The organism is Spongiactinospora gelatinilytica (assembly GCF_003236385.1).
Taxonomy (GTDB): Bacteria; Actinomycetota; Actinomycetes; order Streptosporangiales; family Streptosporangiaceae; genus Spongiactinospora; species Spongiactinospora gelatinilytica.
The window spans coordinates 1-18,662 of record NZ_POUA01000124.1 but is presented as its reverse complement, the minus strand read 5'-3'; the positions used below and the strand labels follow the sequence as shown (position 1 = coordinate 18,662).

The following is an 18,662-nucleotide window of genomic DNA, read 5'->3' as shown; positions in this document are numbered from 1 at the left end:
CCACGTACGCGAACATCACCCCGCCCCGGACACCGCCACAAGCCCGCCGCCACGGACATTGGACGGCATCGTGCAGGGGCGCCACGGCGCAACGCCCTGCGCACACGCGAACATCCGGTACACCGGCCCCGACTCGCCACGCCGCCCACTCAGGAAGCACGCGCCGCCGTACACGAAGCCCGGCCCGGGTGTCCCCTTCGCCTACACCCGCCCCCCAGAGGTCGTGGCGTGCGTGTGTGGGCGCTAAGCCTCTTCGGGCGGGGTGGTGAGTTCGGTGAGGGTGGTGAAGGCGAGGTCCCAGGGAAAGGCCGCCGCCTCGTCTTCGCCGGCGCCCGCCGGGTGTGGCTCGAACAGCACCCGGACACCCTCCTCCCGAAGCGCCTCCAGCGCGCGGCGGAACGGTGGGCGCGCGGCGAGGGCCGCGTTGACGTACGGCACCAGCACCACCGGAATCCTCAGCCCCGGGGCTTCGGCGAGCAGGCCGAGCGCGTACGTGTCGGCGATCCCGAGCGCGAACTTGTTCACCGTGTTGAACGTCGCCGGAGCCACGATGATCGCGCCCGCCCGGGGCGGCTTCGGCTCGTCGGGCCTGCGGTAATGCGTACGCACCGGCCGGCCGGTCTGCCGCTCCAGCGCCGCGACGTCCAGGAAGCCGACCGCCGAGGGCGTCGCCACGACCTGGACCTCCCACCCCCGCCGCTGCGCCATGCCGACCAGCCGCCCGGCCTCCGCCGCCGGGCCCGCGGCGCACACGATCACGTAGAGGTCTCCACCGGCCATCGTGACGAGCGTACGCGAATTCTGTCGGACCGCCTTGCTAGCGTGATCTTCCGTTGGCCAAGGGGGTGTCGCAGGTGGAATGGCAGCAGGCGTTGTTCGTGCAAGGGGCCGGGCAGGGGGCCTATGTGGCAGACGGAGAGCTGGTCGCGCGGCTGAGACAGGCGCTCGGCCCCGGCCACGAGATCCGCTATCCCGCCATGCCCGATGAGGGCGAGCCCGACCATGCGAAGTGGAAACAGCGGATCATCGAGGAGATGACCGCGATGTCCGGTCCGCTGGTCCTGATCGGCCACTCGCTCGGCGGGTCGGTTCTGGTGAAATGCCTGGCCGAGATCGAGCCGCCGCGGCCGATCGCCGCCCTGGTGCTGATGGCCGCGCCGATGTGGGGCGGCGACGGCTGGCGTTATGACGGCGGCGAGCAGTTCGAGCCGCCGCACGACGTCGCCGACAGGCTCCCGCAGGAGACGCCGATCCGGATCTACCACTGCCACGACGACGAGGTGGTCCCCTTCGCCCATCTCGGGCTGTACGCCAAGTTGCTTCCACGGGCCACGGTGGCGGCCTTCGACGAAGGCGGGCATCAGTTGCACGGGGTCGAGGCGTCGGTCGCGGCCGACATCTCGGGGCTGCCGGCCGTACGGTGAACCGACCCCTCAGCGGTGCGCGGCCAGGATGAGGTGATGGTCGACGCCTTCGGGCGCGTACGGGTCGGCGTGGACGTGCGCCGCCGCCAGGCGCGGGATCGCGTGCAGCAGCGCGTGTTCCACGTTCACCGCGACTTCGTGGGCCTGTAGCACGGTCGCGCCGGAGTCCACCACCACGGCGCACTCGGCGCGGAGCCGGTGCCCGATCCACCGCAACCGGATCTCGCCCACGTCGAGCACGCCCGGGGTGGCCCGCAACGCGGCCTCGGCCTGGTCCACCAGCGCGGGGTCCACGGCGTCCATCAACCGGCGGCCGACCTCGCGCGCCGCCTGGCGCAACACCGTGAGGATCACGACGGCGATCAGCAGCCCGACGGCCGGATCGGCCCAGCGCCACCCGGCCGCCGCCCCTCCCGCCGCCGCCAGGACGGCCAGCGAGGTCAGTGCGTCCGTACGCGCGTGCAGGCCGTCCGCCACCAGGGCCGCCGAGCCGATCTTCCGCCCGACCCTGATCCGGTACTGCGCGACCCACTGGTTGCCCAGGAAGCCGACCACGGCGGCGCCCGCCACGGCGAGCAGGTTCGACACCGGGCGCGGGTGCATGAGCCGGTCCACCGCCTCGTACGCGGCGAGCGCCGCCGACACCGCGATGACCAGCACGATGACGACCCCGGCCAGGTCTTCGGCGCGGCCATAGCCGTACGTGTAGCGCCGGGTCGGCGCCCTGCGCCCCAGGAGGAACGCGATCGCCAGCGGCACGGCGGTCAGCGCGTCGGCGGCGTTGTGCATGGTGTCGCCGAGCAACGCCACCGAACCGGACACCGCCACGACCGCCGCCTGCATCACAGCGGTGGCACCGAGAACGGCGAGCGAGATCCACAGCGCGCGCAGACCCTCGGCGCTGGTCTCCATCGCGGCGTCCACCTTGTCCGCCGCCTCGTGACTGTGCGGGCGAAGCGCATGCTTGATCCGCGCCCGGACGCGTTCGCGAGAACTGTGCCCGTGACTATGCCCATGTCCGTGCCCATGTCCGTGGCCGTGCCCTGACGGGTGTGTGGGAGGTGTGCGGCTCATACCACCGAGGATGCCGCGAAAACCGCATTGCAGCACGTCAACACCAACGTCCCTACTGCTCCTGCAAAGGTTTCGCAGCCAGGTACGGACAGAGTCAAGTAGCGGGCGAGCTGCGTGAGCCACCTGAGCCGAAACCTGTTAGATAGCCATCCTATCCACTATTGGGTAGTATCACTATCCAAGGAGGCTGAGTCCAATGACCATGATCGTCCTCGTCACCGCCACCCTGTTCTTCCGCCTGCTGGGCGCGCTGCTCGGCTTGGCCAGATTCGCCACTTGGCGGGCGAGCGCCGGGCACGGCCTGGCCGTCATGCTGGTGCTCACGGCAAGCGCCCACTTCGTCCCACCGACCGTCACCTTCATGCCGAATCACGCGGACATGGTGGCCATGGTCCCGCCGTTCGTCCCGTACCCGGCCCTGATGGTCTACGCGACCGGTGCCCTCGAACTGGCCGGCGCGGCCGGCCTCCTCCTCCTCGCCACCCGCCGCGCGGCGGGCATCTGCCTGGCCCTGCTGTTCGTGCTCATGCTCCCGGCCAACATCCACGCCGCGCCGGCCGACGTACCCCTCGCGGGCGAGCCCGCGACGCCCCTGTGGCAGCGCATCCCCGAGCAGATCCTCTACATCGGCGTCGCCCTGTGGGCGGCCGGAACCACCGCACGCCGAACCCACGTCAGGAGCACGACCAGCGCCGCACCGGCCAAATAGTGCTGAAGAACCCCTGACGTGACGATGTCCCACCCGCCGAAACGGAGGGCCCGCGCACAGCCGTCCGAAACGATCTGGACGGCATAAGGAATCGTGAACACCGCGGCGATCAGCACGAACAACGCCGCCGTCACCCACCCGGCGACCGTGCTCCACCGTCCGCGAAAAACGTGGATCGCACCGAGGCAGAGCGCCATGACCCGGCCGGAACCCCGTCCAACTCCGCCGACAAGGTCACCATGGTGAGAGCGTCCAGCCACTCGTGGTCCAACACATGCGGCTCGGCGCCGAGCGGGCAGTAAAAACCCCCCGTCGTGAACTTCGGCCCCTCAGGAAACCACGACCACAAAGTACGCAAGGCCGGAGCCACCAGAGCGGCGGCGGTCAGCACAGGAGCCCCCCAACGCGGAGGAGTATCCGACAGGGAATGCATGAGTGCCGCCACCTGGTAGCCAACCGAAGAGAGCGCCCAGCGTAGATCGAACCGGCCCGATCGACGAATTCCCCGCGGTTTCGGCACCCGCCGACCGGCGACCCCGAAAGCCGGCGAAACCGCCTAAGGCCTGCGGCTCCCTGCGGCCCGTCGCACGTTTTCTCACCATCCTTCGACCACCCAAGCGACCCCGCTAACGTCAACCTAAGTTGACAGGGCCGTGACGTCAACCTACATTGACAACCATGGGCACCAAACCAGCGGCGCCGACCCGCAAACCGGCACGTAACCTGCTCACCTGCGGCGTGATCGCAGGCCCGCTCTTCATCGTCGCCTTCCTCATCGAAGGCGCCACCCGCACCGGCTACGACCCGATGCGACACCCCGTCAGTTCCCTCGCCCTCGGGGACCTCGGCTGGACCCAGACTCTCAACTTCCTCATCTGCGGCCTGCTGAGCTTGGCTTTCGCCGTAGGAGTGCGCCGCGCACAAGGCGGCTTCTGGGGGCCGCTGCTGATCGGCATATGGGCGGTCGCCACGGTGCTGGCCGGTGTCTTCACCACCGATCCGATCAGCGGCTACCCCGCGGGCACCCCCGCCCTGCTCACCGAGTACTCAGGCCTGCCCGCCCTGCTGCACGACGCGGTCGCCATTCCCGGCTTCGCGGCGCTGATCATCGCGGGGCTCGTTATCGCGGTCCGCTTCGCCAGGCGGAGAAAGTACGGTTGGGCGGCCTATTCCGCCGCCACCGCAGTCGTATTCGCGACCTCATTGGTGATGTCCCAGCTCGGTTTCAACCAGCTCGAACCCTGGGTGGACCATGCGGGCCTGTTCCAGCGGATCACCATTGTCACCGGCTTGGCATGGCTCACCCTCCTGGGCCTGTACCTGCGCCGCGCCGGATTCCCGGCCCCGCACAATCCGGAAGACCCAGAAGACCCGACGCCGGCCCGTAAGCCCGTCCTCCCGCACAGTCCCGCGGGCGCCCGCTCCGCCCCGCCGGCACATTGAAGAGATCGAAAACATTGAAGACCACCTGGCGTACCGGAGTTATACCGGGTGGCGTGTCAGTGTCAGGCGGGCACCGGTACGGGCGCCGGGCGCCACTGCTCGGAACCGAACACCTCGTAGCGAATCCGCTCGTCAGGCACGCCGCGCCGGTGCAGCCCCGCCCGGACCATCTGCATGAACGGCACCGGGCCGCACAAATAGACGTCCACGTCCTCGTGGAGCGGGATCGCATCGGTATCGACGAGCCCCGTGAACGCGTCCGGTACGTCCAAGACGTTCTGCTCGTACCATGCCAGGCTGCGGAACGATCGCAGCCGGGAGCCGTTGGCGCTCATCTCGGCGCGCAGCGCGTGCCGATCCACGCTCCGATCGGCGTGCACCGCCGTGACGTCGCGCGTGGGCTGAGTGCGCGAAACGTGGTCCAGGATGGCGGCCATCGGCGTGATCCCGACGCCGGCGCTGACCAGGAGCAGCGGCGACGCGCCGGCGCGCAGGGTGAGCTCGCCGTACGGGTGGCTCAGCCGCAGCCGGTCGCCGAGGTCCACCTGGTCGTGCAGAAACCCGGAGACCAGGCCGTCCGGGGCGCCGCCGTTGCCGCGCACCCGCCGTACCGTGATCCGCAACATGCCGACGGCCGACGCCTGCGACAGCGAGTACTGCCGCAACTGGCGGGTACCGTCGGGCAGGTCGGCGGCGACGGTGACGTACTGCCCGGGCACGAAATCGGGCGTGGGGCCGCCGTCCTGCGGCGTGAGAATGAACGACATCGTGTCGTCCGCCTCGCTGATCTTGCTGGCCACGACGTACTCCCGCCACGGCGCGAGACCGTCCACACCCGCCTCGGCGTAAAGGCGCGCCTCACGGCCGATCAGCCGGGTGGCGAACAGCCAGTACACCTCGTCCCACGCGGCGGCGACGGGCGGGGTGACCGCATCGCCAAGCACGGTACCGACCGCCCTCAACAGGTACTTTCCGACCATCGTGTACTGCTCCGGGCGGATCCCCAGCGCGCAGTGCCGCTGCGCGATGCGCTCCACCACCCGGTCGAAGGCCGGTCCGTCCGGCCCAAGTCCGACCAAGTGCCTGGCGAACGCGGCGACCGCCCCGGCCAGCGCACTCCTCTGCTCGCCGGTCGCCTGCGCGCTCCGGCTGAACAGGTTGAGCAGGTCGGGGTTCTCACCGAGGATCGTGTCGTAGAAAACACCCGAAATGGCGCCCAAGTGCTCGCCAACGACGAGGAGAGTCTCCTCGACGATCGGCGCACTGCTGGCGGAAAGCATATGTTCCTCCCGGTCTGGGAATGGGTGACGGATCAACGGCGGCCGAGGTCCAGCAGCACCTGCCGAACCGGCGGCGCGGTCAGGTCGCCGACCGTGATCGGATCGAGGCTCGCGTAGAACGCCTCCTGCGCCCGGCGCAACGCTCCGCGCAACAGGCACCCCCCTCGGCTCAACGGGCAGGCCGGGTCGCCGTCACAATCGACCACTTCGGTCCCGCCCTCCAGTTCACGAACGATGCCGCCGACCGACGCCTCACGCGCCGCACCGGCGAGCCGCACCCCACCCCGCCGCCCCCGAACGGTCTCCAACAACCCCATGTGCTGCAGCCGCTGCACCACCTTGGCCAGGTGATGCCTGGGCACGACAAGGGATTCGGCCAGCTCATCAATGGTGAGCAGGCCCTCCCTGGTCGCGCCGAGCATGAGGATGCGAAGGCCGATGTCAGTGGCCCGGTTGAGGTGCACACGGCGATGCTACTTAAAGAGGAGTCTGATAGTCCTCTTTATGTGACTGAGATCACGGCCCCGCCCCACCACCGGGCCCGGCCGCCCTCTGCCGGCCTGGCGTAACATGCGCATATGCGGCGCTTATGCGGGATCGCATTGGCAATCGCCGGTGCCATTTGCCTTTCAAGCTGCTCCCCTCCGGTAGCAGGCTCTACCGGAGTCAGCGTCGACGCAGCGGGACACCCGATCATCGTCCTGGCCTGGTGCGAAGGAGCGACCCCCGAGGGCGTGGACATCTCCCACCACGAGGACCCCTCGGGCCCATTGGACACGCTGCCCGACCACCCATCCTCGGCCGCAACGGTCGTCGATGACGTGACCTTCATCGCACCGTCCCTGGACGGACAGAGCGCGTCCGTCCGCCTGGACGCACCAAACGACGGCTGGCGCGTAGAGCCGAAACCGTTCGTACTGCGCCCGAAAGTCCTCTACCACGCCTTCGGGTACCAGGGCCGAGGCTCCAACCAAGTCAACACCGACCACGTCAGCTTCACCGCCGAGAGCGTCGCCAAGCTCCAGCCAGGATCGGTCCTGATCCAGCGCTACAACGACAAACCGTCACCCCCCGATTGGAGCGACATCACGATCACCCAGGAAGAGTTCAACCGCCAAGCCCAGGACCTCGCCAACTGCCAATGACAATCACCGGAGAGAACCCATAGGGCCTCTGAGTTGCAGCACTGCTGGTGCGGCTGATGCAAAGTCGAACTCGCGTAGGCTGAGCCGACGGCTTTACAGCTCGTGACCGATCGTGCCAGAGAACGGCCTCCCACCTGCGGTGCGGCCGCTTTTCGCGGCCATGGATCTCATGATTATTTCATGCATATTGCACAACGCCATCGTGAACCCATGGCACGGTTGAGGAGCGCGATCGCGCAGACCTCATTGAGTAGCGAGTGAGAACCCGAGTACCACTGCGGCAGAGACCACCACATGGCCGGGGGCGAGATCTTCTTCAGAGGTGGCGCCGCCTCCCCCATGACTACGGTAAGGGTCATTACCCACCGATTCGGGATCGACATCTTGGATGTGTAGCACCGACCCGAGTTGGACACCAGCCGCCTCGGCGTATAGTTGCGCCTTTGCCCGCGCGGCCTTGACGGCCGCACGCCGGGCCTGCGCACGTAGCTCTCCCTTGGCATGAACATCGAAATCGACTTCATCGACGCGGTTGACGCCAGCCTGCACCACACCGATGAGCAACTGCTGGAGACCGTCGAGGTCCCTGGATTCGATCGTGAAGGTTGCCTCGCATTTGTAACCGAGGAATTCGCGATCCTTGCCGTAACCTTCCCATGCGCTACTGAGACGTAGCCGGGAGGCGGATACCGCCGCATCGGGGATGTTGTGACGGCGCAACACGCTTCGCAGATCGGCCACAATGGCCTGGCCGGCCTCGAAAGCTTCCTTTGGGGAGGGCTTGATCCGTTCGACAGCCAGCCGAATACGCGCCATGTCGGGCGCCGCCTTGACGCTGGCGGCTCCGTAGGCGGTCACGCCCCACGGGACTTGAATCTGTGTATCTCGCAACATCGAGATCTCCAGTAGTGGGAGGTGTCCGCCTTATCATGCCGCAGGACACGCACCAGGGTGATCAATACTGGCAATCCCAGCATCTCCGTGGCTCCGAAATATCGAAACCCGGGCTGTCAGCTTTGGAAAAGCAGGCGTCTCAGCGCATAGGGGCTTTGACCTGGGACAAAGGCCGGCCGTGAGTGACCATAGTCGCCCTTCAGCACCCCCTCAATGGCCCGATTATCAGCCCGCGACCTGGGTGCTCTCCGCGCGGCGCGCACCCTGCCCGCCTGATCATCCCGGAGTCGGGGCGCCCCGCCGGAGGCAGGGGTTTCCTCGATGCTGGGGGCTTAATGCCACGCCCTCCGTATGCGATCATCGTGTTCATGCCATCGACCAGAAAGGGCCATGCCGCGTAGGCGCCCTTCCGAGGTCTGTACACGGGGATCGGCGTGTGGGACCCACAGAGCTGCGATCCATCATGTTCCCGGGCTTGGCCGTCGTCCCATGGCCGCGGTGATCACCCTCGAACACACCCGCATGTGGCCCGGCGCGGTGGCGGCGGCCCTGACGGGTTGGCAGGAGGCGGCCCTGATGGGGACCGCCGACCGCGTCTTCTTCAGGTGCGAGTGCCATGACTGCACCGGCGATGCGCCCCGCCGGCGACTGCAACAGGCCCTCCTCGGCTTACCACAGTGGGCCAGGGCGCCTCTATACGCCTTGGTCCTGCCCGTCGACCTATACTACCTCCGCCGAACCTCACCAATGCCGCCTACGTCGCCCGATTCGGATTGGGCGTGGTGGCAGCGACGTCGTTGACGAGAGGATCGGAGCGCGTAGAGGCGGAACGCGGCTGGCGCGTCCAGGCGGCGCGCAACCCTCGCTCGGAGTGTCCGGCCGGTCCGGCGGCGCGCCGCGCCGCCGCAAGAGGAGACCGGGTACCGACCCAAGAACGTCGGACGCCTGGCGAGCTATCAGCCCATGGCCGACATGGTGAATGCGGAACACGTCCAGATGTCCCTGCGGACGATCATGCCGGGAACCCCCGCCATCGGAACCCACTCGATCCGGTCAGCCTCTATCTCACCCTCAGGCAAGCTCACCAGCTCGGCACCGAGCGCCATGGAGGCCGCTTCGCCTCTGAAGGACGTGCCGTACGCCCTACGGCACGCCGCCGCGTCGACATGCTCAACGCTGGCGTTGCCGCGCCCCGGGTCGCCGAGTGGGCTGGACACAGCGTGGCCGTGCTTCACAAGGTCTACGCCAAGTGCATCCACGGCCAGGACAGCGATGCGCCGAATCTGGAACACCACCAAGCCCTGAAACTTGGCCGCGTATTGGCCGTGACCGGCCGTAGACGCCCATCCACGGCCACAGACAGCCGGACATGACAAGATCGGCCCCTGGCCGCGTCTCCGCTGGTCAGGGGCCGAATCGGCTTGTGGTGGCAGGTGCAAGGTTCGAACTTGCGTAGGCTGAGCCGACGGTTTTACAGACCGCTCCCTTTGGCCACTCGGGCAACCTGCCTGGTCGGCCGCTGCTCGCGGCGACACGTAGAAGAATAGCGGACTTCGAGGGTGGGCGTGACACCGGTTTGTCCGGGGTGAGGTTCCGTACCCTGATCGTCTGAGGTCGCTAAGGTCGGTACGGACGTAGAGAGGACACCTACATCGATGGCCGATTCGAGTTTCGACATCGTCAGCAAGATCGACCGGCAGGAGGTCGACAACGCGCTGAACCAGACGGTCAAGGAGGTCGGGCACAGGTTCGACTTCAAGGGGACCGGGGCGAGCATCAGTTGGTCCGGGCAGAAGGACATCGAGGTCAAGGCGAACAGCGAAGAGCGGGCGGGTGCCGTCCTTGACGTGTTCAAGGAGAAGCTGATCAAGCGGGGGCTCTCGCTCAAGATCGTTGACGCGGGTGAGCCCAAGCTTTCGGGCAAGGAGTACCGGCTCGTGGTCGCGCTCAAGGAGGGCATCGACCAGGACAGCGCCAAGAAGATCTCGAAGATCATCCGGGATGAGGGGCCGCGTGGTGTGAAGGCCCAGATCCAGGGTGAGGAGCTGCGGGTCAGTTCCAAGAAGAAGGACGAGCTTCAGGACGTGATCTCCCTGCTCAAGGGCAAGGATCTCGACATCGCCCTGCAGTTCACCAATTACCGCTGAGCCATCGGGGCTGGTAGATGCGCCGACCTGGGCTTAGCCGGTTTGGGACGGTCTGGAGTGCGAATTCGGGGCACACGGCGCGAGCGCGGGCGAGGAGAGCGCCGGTCTTGCGCGTGTGCCCCGCGTCCTTAAGCGTTCTCACGCTCTCCCTCGCTCGGTCTCAGACCGACACCATGCACACATAGCCGCCCGCAAGGCGGGCGGAGGTCGACGAGCAGCGGGATCTCGAAGCGCCGGCCGTCGATCAGGTGCAGCGTGGTCGCGTCGCCGGGTACCGAATCGGTCCAGTCCGCTGAGAGACGTACGATCTCGCCGGCCAGCGTGTCCAGGTTTGTGTGGTCCATGGTGAGGTCCTCGGTGGCGAGCCGGGCGAGGATCGGCGGGTCGAGGCGGCGGGCGGGGGCGATGCAGTGCTCTCGGACGGCTGCGGCGCTGCCGAGCGTGTTTCGTGCAATTCTGGACCGCCGGTGTAGGCGTTGGGCGGGCCGTGGGCGGTCGGGGAGTACGGTGCCGCCGCACCGTGACACTTCGATCATGAGCGGACTGGCACCCGCGCCGAGGCCCGCGCCGTTCCCGACATATGGGACGAATACCGCCTGACCCCCGCCACGCCAACACTTCACCAATCTCGTAATAATCATCGAAAGCCCCATGATGTCGCCATATAGGTCATCTCAGCATGACCTGCCAGGGTGCGAGCACTTCGTCGGCGGATGTAGCTTGTCCGATTGGTGGTCCGACGGGAGGTGTTGGGTGTCGTGGCGCGCGCGACTCGACAGGAACGGCTGAAGTACTGGTTCGACAACACCATGTCCAAGGGCACGGTGGCGTTGATCGGGTGGCTCGCCGCCGTCTCCACGGCCGTGATCGTTCTGGTCAGCGTGCTGACGATCTGGCTCACGCCGCGCGAGGCGGCGGACAACAACGGCCTCGGCGGCATGCTGTGGTCCACGCTCATGCACACCCTCAGCCCCGGCAAGGTCGCGGGCGACGAGGGCACCCCGGCCTACCTGGCCCTGATGCTCACCGCTTCGCTGGGCGGCCTGATCATCTTCAGTACGCTCGTCGGCCTGCTGGCCAACGGCCTCAAGACCAAGATCGAAGACCTGCGTAAGGGCAGGTCGCGGGTGGTCGAGCAGGGTCACACCGTGATCCTCGGCTGGTCGGACCAGGTGTTCACGATCATCACCGAACTGGCCAAGGCGCACGCCAGCCAGCGCGGCACGGTGATCGCGATCATGGCGGACGAGGACAAGATCTCGATGGAAACCGAGATCCGCGAGCGGGTGGGCGACACCGGGCGGACGCGGGTCGTCTGCCGTACCGGGCGGCCCACCGAGCCGGCCGATCTGGAGATGATGAACCCGGGCGTGGCGCGTTCGGTCGTCGTCCTGTCCCCGCAGGGGGAGGACCCGGACGCGCACGTGATCAAGACGCTGCTGGCGCTGGCCAAGCGTTCGGGGGACCATCCGCCGGTGGTGGCCTCGATCACCTCCTCGGGCAACATGGCCGCCGCGCGGCTCGCGGGCGGACCGGCCGTCCACATCGTGGACTCCGATGACACGGCGTCGCGGCTCATCGTGCAGTCGTCCAGGCAGTCCGGTGTCTCGGTGGTCTGCATGGACCTGCTCAACTTCGACAACGGCGAGATCTACCTACGCCAGGAGCCGAAGCTGGCCGGTATGAAGTACGGCGAGGCGCTGCTGGCATACCAAACCGCGACCATCATCGGGCTACGCACACCGTCCTCCGTCATGCTCAACCCGGACATGGACACGGTCATCGCCGAGGACGACGAGATCGTGCTGATCGCGCAGGACGACTCGCTGATCCGGCTCGCCAAGGAGACGCCGGTGGTGAACGAGGAGGCGATCGTACTGACCGAGTCGCCCGCACCTCGCCCGGAACGTACTCTGCTGCTCAACTGGAACGTCCGCGCCCCGCAGATCGTCAGGCAGATGGACGGCTACGTCGCGCCGGGTTCGGTGCTGGACATCGCCGCCACACACCCCGACGCGGGGAGCGGGCTGCACGGACTGCGCAACCTCAAGGTCAACTTCAAGGAGTACGACACCACCGACCGGTTCGCGCTGGAGTCGCTGGGCGCGGGAGTCTATGAGCGGGTGGTCGTCCTGTCCGACGACCGGTACGGCACGCAGCACGCCGACACGCGCACGCTGATGACGTTGTTGCAGCTCAGGGACATGCAGACGGTACTCGCCGAGCGCTACTCGATCGTCAGCGAGATGCACGACGAGAACAACCGGACCCTGGCCGAGGTGACCAAGGCCGACGACATCGTGATCAGTGACACGGTGATCGGGCTGCTGCTGGCCCAGCTCGCCGAGAACCAGCACCTGGCGAAGGTCTTCGGCCACCTCTTCGACGCCCGCGGGTCGGAGATCTATCCGCGTCCGGCCGGGGACTATGTGCGCCCTGGGGCGGAGATCGAGTTCGCCACGGTGATCGAGTCGGCCCGCCGCAGGGGCGAGACGGCGATCGGGTACCGGCGTGGGGACAAGGTGAACGAGGCGCCGTCCTATGGGGTCATCCTCAATCCGGACAAGTCACAAAAGATTGTTCTTGGCGAGGACGACTACGTCATCGTGCTCGCCGTCCACTGAGGCGCCCTGGGCCGCTGAAAGGCCCTGGGCGGTACCGGTGGCGGTCAGTCGGGCGCGGGGGCGGTCAGCAGGTGTCGGAGGACGAGGAAGTTCGGGGTGTTGGCCGGGTCGGCGAGGGGGATGACGCGGCGTTGGAGTACCAGCGCGACGCTGTCCGTGCTGACGGCCACTTTGTCCGTCATCTCCTGCCATGGGATGACGAACGATGCGAACCCGAGCCCCGTCGGAGTCAGGCGAACCGCACCGAATGCCACGGATCGCCCCGACTGCACGATGGCCTCCGTCCGGGCGGCCAGGGCCCGGCCGGCCCGTTCCTCGATGGTCTCCACGAGCCGCTCGGCGTCTTGCACCGTGTGGTCCAGCCGTACCTGAACTCCGTCGCCCCGCCGTATCAGGCACCAGAAGTCGCGGCCGAGCAGCCGGACGAGGCTCTTGGCGTCGGCGTGGGTGAAGGTCCGCATCTCCGCGATCTCGTCCCAGCCGAACACCTCTCTCACGTCGCCCGGCCGTACCTGGACGAATGCATCCGGGTGCAGTTCGAAGCGTTCGCCGCGCCAGGAGATCGCACGGACGATCCGGATCACGCCGACGGGCAGGGCCAGCACGGTGAGCGCGGCCGGTAGCGCGAACAGCCTGCTCCCGCCGCTTGAGTCGGCGTCGAGTAGTCCGGCGCCGACCAGCATGATGCTGATGACCAGGCATACCAGCCCGATGCCCAGCGCGGCCAGCCCCACCCGCCACAGCGGCGCGGTGTCCCGCCGGTACACCCGCTCCGCCGTACCCTGGGGGCCCCGTCCGGCGACCGGCGTCTCGCGGGTGAGGTCGACTATGTGCTCGTCGGCGGGGGCGGGGACGGCGCCGGGGATCACGTTGGACCGCACCGGCATGCGGTAGTAGGCGCGGGCCTCCCAGCGTGCCAGGTTCCACAGGGGTACGACCATCATGGTGGCGCCGAACAGCGAGAACGCGATCGAATCGTCGTTCAACGAGACCAGGCTGTAGATCACTATGCCGGCGCAGACCACGTTCAGCGTGACCCAGACCCACCACGCACGCCGGGTGCCCAGTGCGGCGAGGCCGGCCAGGGCGGCGGCTCCGATGAGTATGAGCCATGCGACGGTGTCGACGTTCTCGCTGCCCTCTTCCGGCTCGGCGATGAGCATCACGATGACGGCGACCAACGCGGCGAGACCCGCGACCACCCATAGGAAGCTGAGCGCGATGACGACTGAACGTGGGGCGGACCGAGGGAACACGGCAGCACCTCTCGCTAGGCCGTCATGATCGTAGATGCGCGCGAGCGGCAAGCCAAGGGTTCGTCAGGTTCCGGTCAATGAACATGTGAAGTCGACACCATTTCGCTGGAAGGTCGCTCAGGAAGTCCGTCGCGTGTGCCACTGCCCGGCGGCTTGTGCCCATCAAGAGCAACCCACCGGTTCCGCGAGCGGGACAGCAACACCACCCATCCCGATATCTGGACATCACGCTCAAGTCACGACAAATGCGGATACTTTCTTCATATGGGCAAAGTCTATGAAGGCCTGAACGACCGCCTACGTTCCTTCATCTCCGCGCAGCCCGTCTACTTCGTCGCGACCGCCCCCGAGTCGGGCGGCCACGTCAACGTGTCCCCCAAGGGGTACGCCGACACTTTCGCCGTCCTCGACGACACCACCGTCGCCTACCTGGACCTCGACGGCAGCGGCGTCGAGACCATCGGCCACATCCGGGACAACGGCCGGATCACCATCATGTTCTGCGCGTTCGCCGGCCCGCCGAAGATCCTCCGGCTGTACGGCACCGGCCGCGTCGTCACCCCGCAGGACGAGGACTTCGATCGCCTGCTCAAGCTGTTCGGCCCGCATCCGGGCGTCCGGACGATCATCGTCGTCACCTGCGACCGTGTCGCCGACTCGTGCGGCTTCGCCGTACCTTTCATGAACTACGACCAGGATCGCACCCTCCTCGACGACGGCAGAAAGGCCGACGCGGGTCGGGCCCGCCGCCTCCAGCGGGCACAGAACCCCCGGATGAGCATCGACGGACTCCCCGCCCTGGCCGGCAACGAAACCGACCCGGTACACCTGCACTCCTGACCGGCTCCTGACCGGCTCCTGGCCGACGAGGCACCCGCCCTCCCGGTCTGCGCTCGAAGCGGTACCAGAGAACCCGCCCGGCGGGGTGGCCGGGCCTCAGCGGCGGTAGCCGGCCATCCGTTCGAGTCGTGCGATTCGGTCGGCGATCGGGGGGTGGGTGGAGAAGAGGCGGCCGAGGCCGGCGCCGCGGAAGGGGTTGGCGATCATCAGGTGGGACGCGGAGGCGAGCCGGCCGTTCTCAGGCAGGGGCAGCTCCCGGCCGCCCAGCTCGATCTTCCGCAGGGCGCTCGCCAGGGCGAGCGGGTCGCCGGTCAGGCGCGCGCCTGATTCGTCGGCCTGGTACTCCCGCGCACGGGAGATCGCCATCTGGATCATCCCAGCCGCGACCGGGCCGAGGATCATCATCAGCAGCGCCCCCAGGAAGCCGGGGCCCTCCTCGTCGTCGGAGCCGCCGAAGAAGACGCCGATGTAGCCCAGGTAGGTGATCATCGTCGCCAGGGCCGCGGCGATGGACGAGACCAGGATGTCGCGGTTGTAGACATGGGACAGCTCGTGGCCGATGACGCCGCGCAGCTCGCGTTCGTTGAGGAGCTGGGTGATGCCGTAGGTCACGCAGACCGCGGCGTTGCGCGGGTTACGGCCGGTGGCGAACGCGTTGGGCTGCATCGTGGGCGAGACGTAGAGGCGCGGCATGGGCTGGCGCGCCTCGGTCGAGAGCTCACGGACGATCCGGTAGAGGGCCGGCTGCTCGACCTCGCCCACCGGGCGCGCGCGCATGGCGGACAAGGCGATCCGGTCGGAGAAGAAGTAGGAGATCGCGTTGGCCGCCAGCGCGACGACGAGCGCGATCTGGACCCCGGTCCCGCCTCCCAGCCACGCCCCGACCAGCAGGATCAGCGCGGAAAGCGCGCCGAGGAGGACCGCGGTCCGCAGACCGTTGTGGTGCATGTGGCTCCCCCCTTCGCAAGGGCCGGTTCTCCGTGGGCTCGTTTGGTTCAACGCCCGGCGACACACCTATCGTTCCCGGACGTGGTCAGCCCGCAGCGGACAGCGACCCAGGCAGGAGGCCGAGTACGGCCTGCGGGGCGACGGAGAACGCGACGGCGACGGCCACCGCGAGGACGGCGGCCACGGCGATGGGGGTGGTGGCGCGAGTGCGGGTGGCCGGGACCTCCCCGGCGGTGGGCGATGGGGTGAACAGCCGGGCCGTCCAGGCCACGTAGTAGTAAAGGCCGATCACGGTGTTGACGGCCATGACGAGCGCGAGGACGGCTCCGCCACCGCCGACGATCTCACGGAACACGACGATCTTGGCGAACAGGCCCGCCAGCCCCGGCGGCAGCCCGGCGAGGCAGATCAGGCAGAAGCCGAGCGCCACGGCGGCCGGGGCGTCACGGAAGGCCAGCCCCCGGTAGTCGTCGATCTCGTTGCGTGCGCTCCGCCTTGAGACCAGCATCACGACGGCGAAGGCACCCAGGTTCATCGCCGCGTAGAACACCAGGTAGGCGATGGAGGCGTTGGCCGGTTGCATCCCTGGCGCGCCCGCTGTGCCCGCTATGCCCGCTGTGCCCGGTACGCCGGCCGTTCCGGCCGCCGCGACGCCCAGCGGGGCCAGGATGTAGCCGGACTGCGCCACCGACGACCAGGCGAGCAGGCGTACGGCATGCCGCTGCCGCAGCGCCAGCAGGTTGCCCACGGTCATGGTGAGCCCGGCCAGCACGGCCACCATGGGCCCCCACAGGGCGACCTGGGCATCCAGGGCCAGGACCAGAAGCAGGATGAGCCCGGCGAATCCGGCGGCCTTGGAGATCACTGACAGCAGCGCCGCGACGGGCACGGGCGCGCCCTGGTAGACGTCACCGGCCCAGGAGTGGAACGGCACAGCGGCGATCTTGAACGCGAACCCGGCCACCACCAGGACGACGGCGACCGCCGACACCAGGCGTGGTCCGGTGGCGAGGCTGAGCCGGTCGAGGTAGACCGTGCCGGTCAGGCCGTAGAGGAGCGAGACGCCGAACAGCATGACGGCGGTGGAGACCACCGACACCAGGAACAGTTTCAGCGCGGCCTCGGAGGAGCGGCCGTCGTAGCGCCTGAGCGCGGTGAGCGCGAATACGGGCAGGGAGACGATCTCCAGGGCGACGACCAGCGTGATCAGGTCGCGGGAGGCGGGCAGCAGCACGGCTCCGGTGATGCTGCAGAGCAGCAGGAAGTACCACTCGCCGACGGGTATCCGGCCGTCGGCCAGCTCGGTCATCGACAGCAGCGTGACGACTATGGCGGAGACGAGTACCAACCCGGCGATGGTCAGCGCGAAAGGATCGATGACGAACGAGCAGGGGACTGGGCCGCCCTGAGGGGTCAGCCCGGCGGGCACGCAGAATGTCCGGAGGGTCGTACCGCTCAACGCCTGTGCCAGCACGATCGCAAGCGCGCCGAGCAGCCCGGCCAGGGTGACCAGGCTTAGGGTCAGCCCGCTCCGGGAGAACGGCGAAGCGCCCTCCGCACGTCTCGCGCCATTGCCCGGCGATCCGTGGTCAGCGCCAGGGCTGATGCCGACGCGGGCCGCTGCGACGCGCTCCCCCACCGGCCGGACGGTGTGTGCGGTGGCGGCGGAAGCCGCCTCAACGCGCGGGCGCGGCAGGAAGGCGTCGAGCAGCAGAACCAGCCCGGCCGTGAGCGCGAGCAGCAGCGGGGCGGCGATGGCGGCATAGTCGATCGGCTGGATCACAGCGCCCCCAGCGTGATGTGCGGGACCGGCGAGGCCACGCCGGGCATGGCAACCTGCGTGGTCTCCACTGCCCGGTCTGCCAGGCGGTGCAGACCACGAGTCCGCTCTCTCACAGCCCTTTCAGCGTGGTCTGCGAGGCCGGCGGGGCCACACCGAGCGCGGCATACCACCCGGGCCGCCGGGTAGCGCAGGCTACAGGCCTGCCCTCTCACAGCGCCTAGAGCGTGGTGCGCGACCGGCGAGGTCGTACCGGGCGTGGCGGGCTGTCTGCGGTGTACCGCCCAGGCTGTTGGGCGGTACAGACCACAGAGCTGCTTGCTCACGGCGCCCATAGCGTGGTGTACGAGCGGGGCCACTCCGGGCATGGCGGGTTGCCTGCGGCGCAGGCCATGAATCTGCTCGCTCATGGTCCCTCCAGCGTGGTCGGCGGGGCCGGCGGGGCCGCCCGTCCGGGTCGCCGGGTGGTGGAGGGCGCGGGGCTGCCTGCTCATGGCGTTCCCAGGATGGCCTGTACGGCGGGGGTGGTGAGCAGGAGGAGCGCCTTTGGCCACAGGCCGAGCAGCACGATCAAAACGATCAGCGGGACCCATGCGGCCAACTCGAAGCCGCGCACATCCGGCATCGGACCTCCTGCCTCGGTGAAACTCCCTCCATCCGCAGAACCGGCTCCGCTTCCCTCGGCCGCATCCTGCCCAGGTGCCTCCGAAGCGGATGGGGGAGCTGCCGGCGATGTGCGGACGGCCGTGCCGGACAGAGACATCGGCGCGGCATCTGGCGGGCCCTTCGGGTCAACGGGCGAGGTCGTGTGTATGCCCACATCCGGCGAAGGATCTGAGGACGTCGGCCCCGGCGCCGAGCCCGGGGTGGGTGATGAGGCGCCGGCAAAGGCGGGGGAACCGCCCTCGGGCGCTACCGGATTGGGCCAGTCGGTCGGCGCAGGCATGGTGGCAGTCGCGGCGGGGCCGGGCGCGGATGCGGGAAGGACTCCTGACGAGGGTGATGCGGCCACGGTGCTCCTATCGGGCACAGCGGCCCCCGCCGAAGGTGCCGATGTGGGCGCTGAGGCGATGGGAGAGGCACCGGAGGGGGCGGGAT

General features: G+C 68.3%; 18 protein-coding genes and 1 tRNA gene. 7 read left to right on the top strand and 12 right to left on the bottom strand.

The features are described from left to right. Positions 1-243 precede the first annotated feature (243 nt). Positions 244-780 (bottom strand): flavoprotein, encoded by a 537-nt coding sequence (locus C1I98_RS17300; RefSeq protein WP_111168483.1) that lies wholly within the window; start codon positions 778-780, stop codon positions 244-246. A 53-nt stretch (positions 781-833) separates the two neighbouring features. Between C1I98_RS17300 and C1I98_RS17295 the strand changes: the two genes are divergently transcribed. Beyond that, complete coding sequence (locus C1I98_RS17295) at positions 834-1,424, top strand: alpha/beta fold hydrolase (RefSeq protein ID WP_111168482.1); 591 nt, start codon at positions 834-836, stop codon at positions 1,422-1,424. A 9-nt stretch (positions 1,425-1,433) separates the two neighbouring features. Here the strand turns inward: C1I98_RS17295 and C1I98_RS17290 are convergent, their stop codons facing one another. Then, positions 1,434-2,336, bottom strand: coding sequence for a cation diffusion facilitator family transporter (locus tag C1I98_RS17290; RefSeq protein WP_233507944.1), 903 nt, complete (start codon positions 2,334-2,336; stop codon positions 1,434-1,436). Between the two features lie 358 nt (positions 2,337-2,694). Here C1I98_RS17290 and C1I98_RS17285 point away from each other — a divergent pair, with 358 nt between their 5' ends. Together C1I98_RS17285 and C1I98_RS17280 are read left to right on the top strand one after the other, a co-directional pair. After that, positions 2,695-3,207 carry a DoxX family protein gene (locus C1I98_RS17285; RefSeq protein WP_111168480.1) on the top strand — a complete coding sequence of 171 codons (513 nt, stop codon included), beginning with the start codon at positions 2,695-2,697 and terminating at the stop codon, positions 3,205-3,207. A 678-nt stretch (positions 3,208-3,885) separates the two neighbouring features. Continuing rightward, positions 3,886-4,650, top strand: a complete 765-nt coding sequence (locus C1I98_RS17280; RefSeq protein WP_111168479.1) for a DUF998 domain-containing protein — start codon at positions 3,886-3,888, stop codon at positions 4,648-4,650. Positions 4,651-4,712: 62 nt separating this feature from the next. Here the strand turns inward: C1I98_RS17280 and C1I98_RS17275 are convergent, their stop codons facing one another. Both C1I98_RS17275 and C1I98_RS17270 read right to left on the bottom strand, forming a co-directional pair. Continuing rightward, positions 4,713-5,930, bottom strand: coding sequence for a globin domain-containing protein (locus tag C1I98_RS17275; RefSeq protein WP_111168478.1), 1,218 nt, complete (start codon positions 5,928-5,930; stop codon positions 4,713-4,715). Positions 5,931-5,962: 32 nt separating this feature from the next. Then, positions 5,963-6,394, bottom strand: a complete 432-nt coding sequence (locus C1I98_RS17270) for an RrF2 family transcriptional regulator (protein WP_111168477.1) — start codon at positions 6,392-6,394, stop codon at positions 5,963-5,965. A gap of 270 nt (positions 6,395-6,664) precedes the next feature. Here C1I98_RS17270 and C1I98_RS17265 point away from each other — a divergent pair, with 270 nt between their 5' ends. Beyond that, positions 6,665-7,075 (top strand): hypothetical protein, encoded by a 411-nt coding sequence (locus C1I98_RS17265; protein WP_111168476.1) that lies wholly within the window; start codon positions 6,665-6,667, stop codon positions 7,073-7,075. Positions 7,076-7,318: 243 nt separating this feature from the next. On the opposite strand, the gene C1I98_RS17260 is transcribed toward C1I98_RS17265, so the two are convergent. The 3 genes from C1I98_RS17260 to C1I98_RS17240 form a co-directional block, all read right to left on the bottom strand. Then, positions 7,319-7,933 carry an SIMPL domain-containing protein gene (locus C1I98_RS17260; protein ID WP_199537004.1) on the bottom strand — a complete coding sequence of 205 codons (615 nt, stop codon included), beginning with the start codon at positions 7,931-7,933 and terminating at the stop codon, positions 7,319-7,321. A 992-nt stretch (positions 7,934-8,925) separates the two neighbouring features. Then, positions 8,926-9,267 carry a hypothetical protein gene (locus tag C1I98_RS42935; protein ID WP_199537005.1) on the bottom strand — a complete coding sequence of 114 codons (342 nt, stop codon included), beginning with the start codon at positions 9,265-9,267 and terminating at the stop codon, positions 8,926-8,928. 126 nt (positions 9,268-9,393) lie between these two features. Further along, positions 9,394-9,478, bottom strand: a tRNA-Tyr gene (locus C1I98_RS17240). A gap of 146 nt (positions 9,479-9,624) precedes the next feature. Here C1I98_RS17240 and C1I98_RS17235 point away from each other — a divergent pair. Then, the gene (locus tag C1I98_RS17235) at positions 9,625-10,116 is read left to right on the top strand and encodes a YajQ family cyclic di-GMP-binding protein (RefSeq protein ID WP_111168474.1); all 492 of its coding nucleotides are present in this window, start codon (positions 9,625-9,627) and stop codon (positions 10,114-10,116) included. A gap of 128 nt (positions 10,117-10,244) precedes the next feature. Here C1I98_RS17235 and C1I98_RS17230 read toward each other — a convergent pair whose 3' ends face one another. After that, positions 10,245-10,652: a hypothetical protein gene (locus C1I98_RS17230; RefSeq protein WP_111168473.1), complete on the bottom strand. Its 408-nt coding sequence runs from the start codon at positions 10,650-10,652 to the stop codon at positions 10,245-10,247. A 222-nt stretch (positions 10,653-10,874) separates the two neighbouring features. Between C1I98_RS17230 and C1I98_RS17225 the strand changes: the two genes are divergently transcribed. Beyond that, positions 10,875-12,740 (top strand): CASTOR/POLLUX-related putative ion channel, encoded by a 1,866-nt coding sequence (locus C1I98_RS17225; protein ID WP_111168472.1) that lies wholly within the window; start codon positions 10,875-10,877, stop codon positions 12,738-12,740. Between the two features lie 44 nt (positions 12,741-12,784). Here the strand turns inward: C1I98_RS17225 and C1I98_RS17220 are convergent, their stop codons facing one another. Beyond that, entirely contained in the window at positions 12,785-13,996 is a 1,212-nt protein-coding gene (locus C1I98_RS17220) for a DUF6585 family protein (protein WP_146607488.1), read from the bottom strand. 264 nt (positions 13,997-14,260) lie between these two features. On the opposite strand from C1I98_RS17220, the gene C1I98_RS17215 reads away from it, so the two are divergent. Continuing rightward, on the top strand, positions 14,261-14,836 hold the full coding sequence (locus C1I98_RS17215; protein WP_111168470.1) for a pyridoxamine 5'-phosphate oxidase family protein: 576 nt from the start codon (positions 14,261-14,263) through the stop codon (positions 14,834-14,836). Positions 14,837-14,932: 96 nt separating this feature from the next. On the opposite strand, the gene htpX is transcribed toward C1I98_RS17215, so the two are convergent. The 3 genes from htpX to C1I98_RS45060 form a co-directional block, all read right to left on the bottom strand. Continuing rightward, entirely contained in the window at positions 14,933-15,784 is an 852-nt protein-coding gene (htpX, locus tag C1I98_RS17210; protein ID WP_111168469.1) for a zinc metalloprotease HtpX, read from the bottom strand. Between the two features lie 85 nt (positions 15,785-15,869). Further along, on the bottom strand, positions 15,870-17,567 hold the full coding sequence (locus tag C1I98_RS17205) for an NADH-quinone oxidoreductase subunit N (RefSeq protein WP_233507943.1): 1,698 nt from the start codon (positions 17,565-17,567) through the stop codon (positions 15,870-15,872). A 487-nt stretch (positions 17,568-18,054) separates the two neighbouring features. Beyond that, positions 18,055-18,189 carry a hypothetical protein gene (locus C1I98_RS45060; protein WP_267898055.1) on the bottom strand — a complete coding sequence of 45 codons (135 nt, stop codon included), beginning with the start codon at positions 18,187-18,189 and terminating at the stop codon, positions 18,055-18,057. Positions 18,190-18,662: the final 473 nt, after the last annotated feature.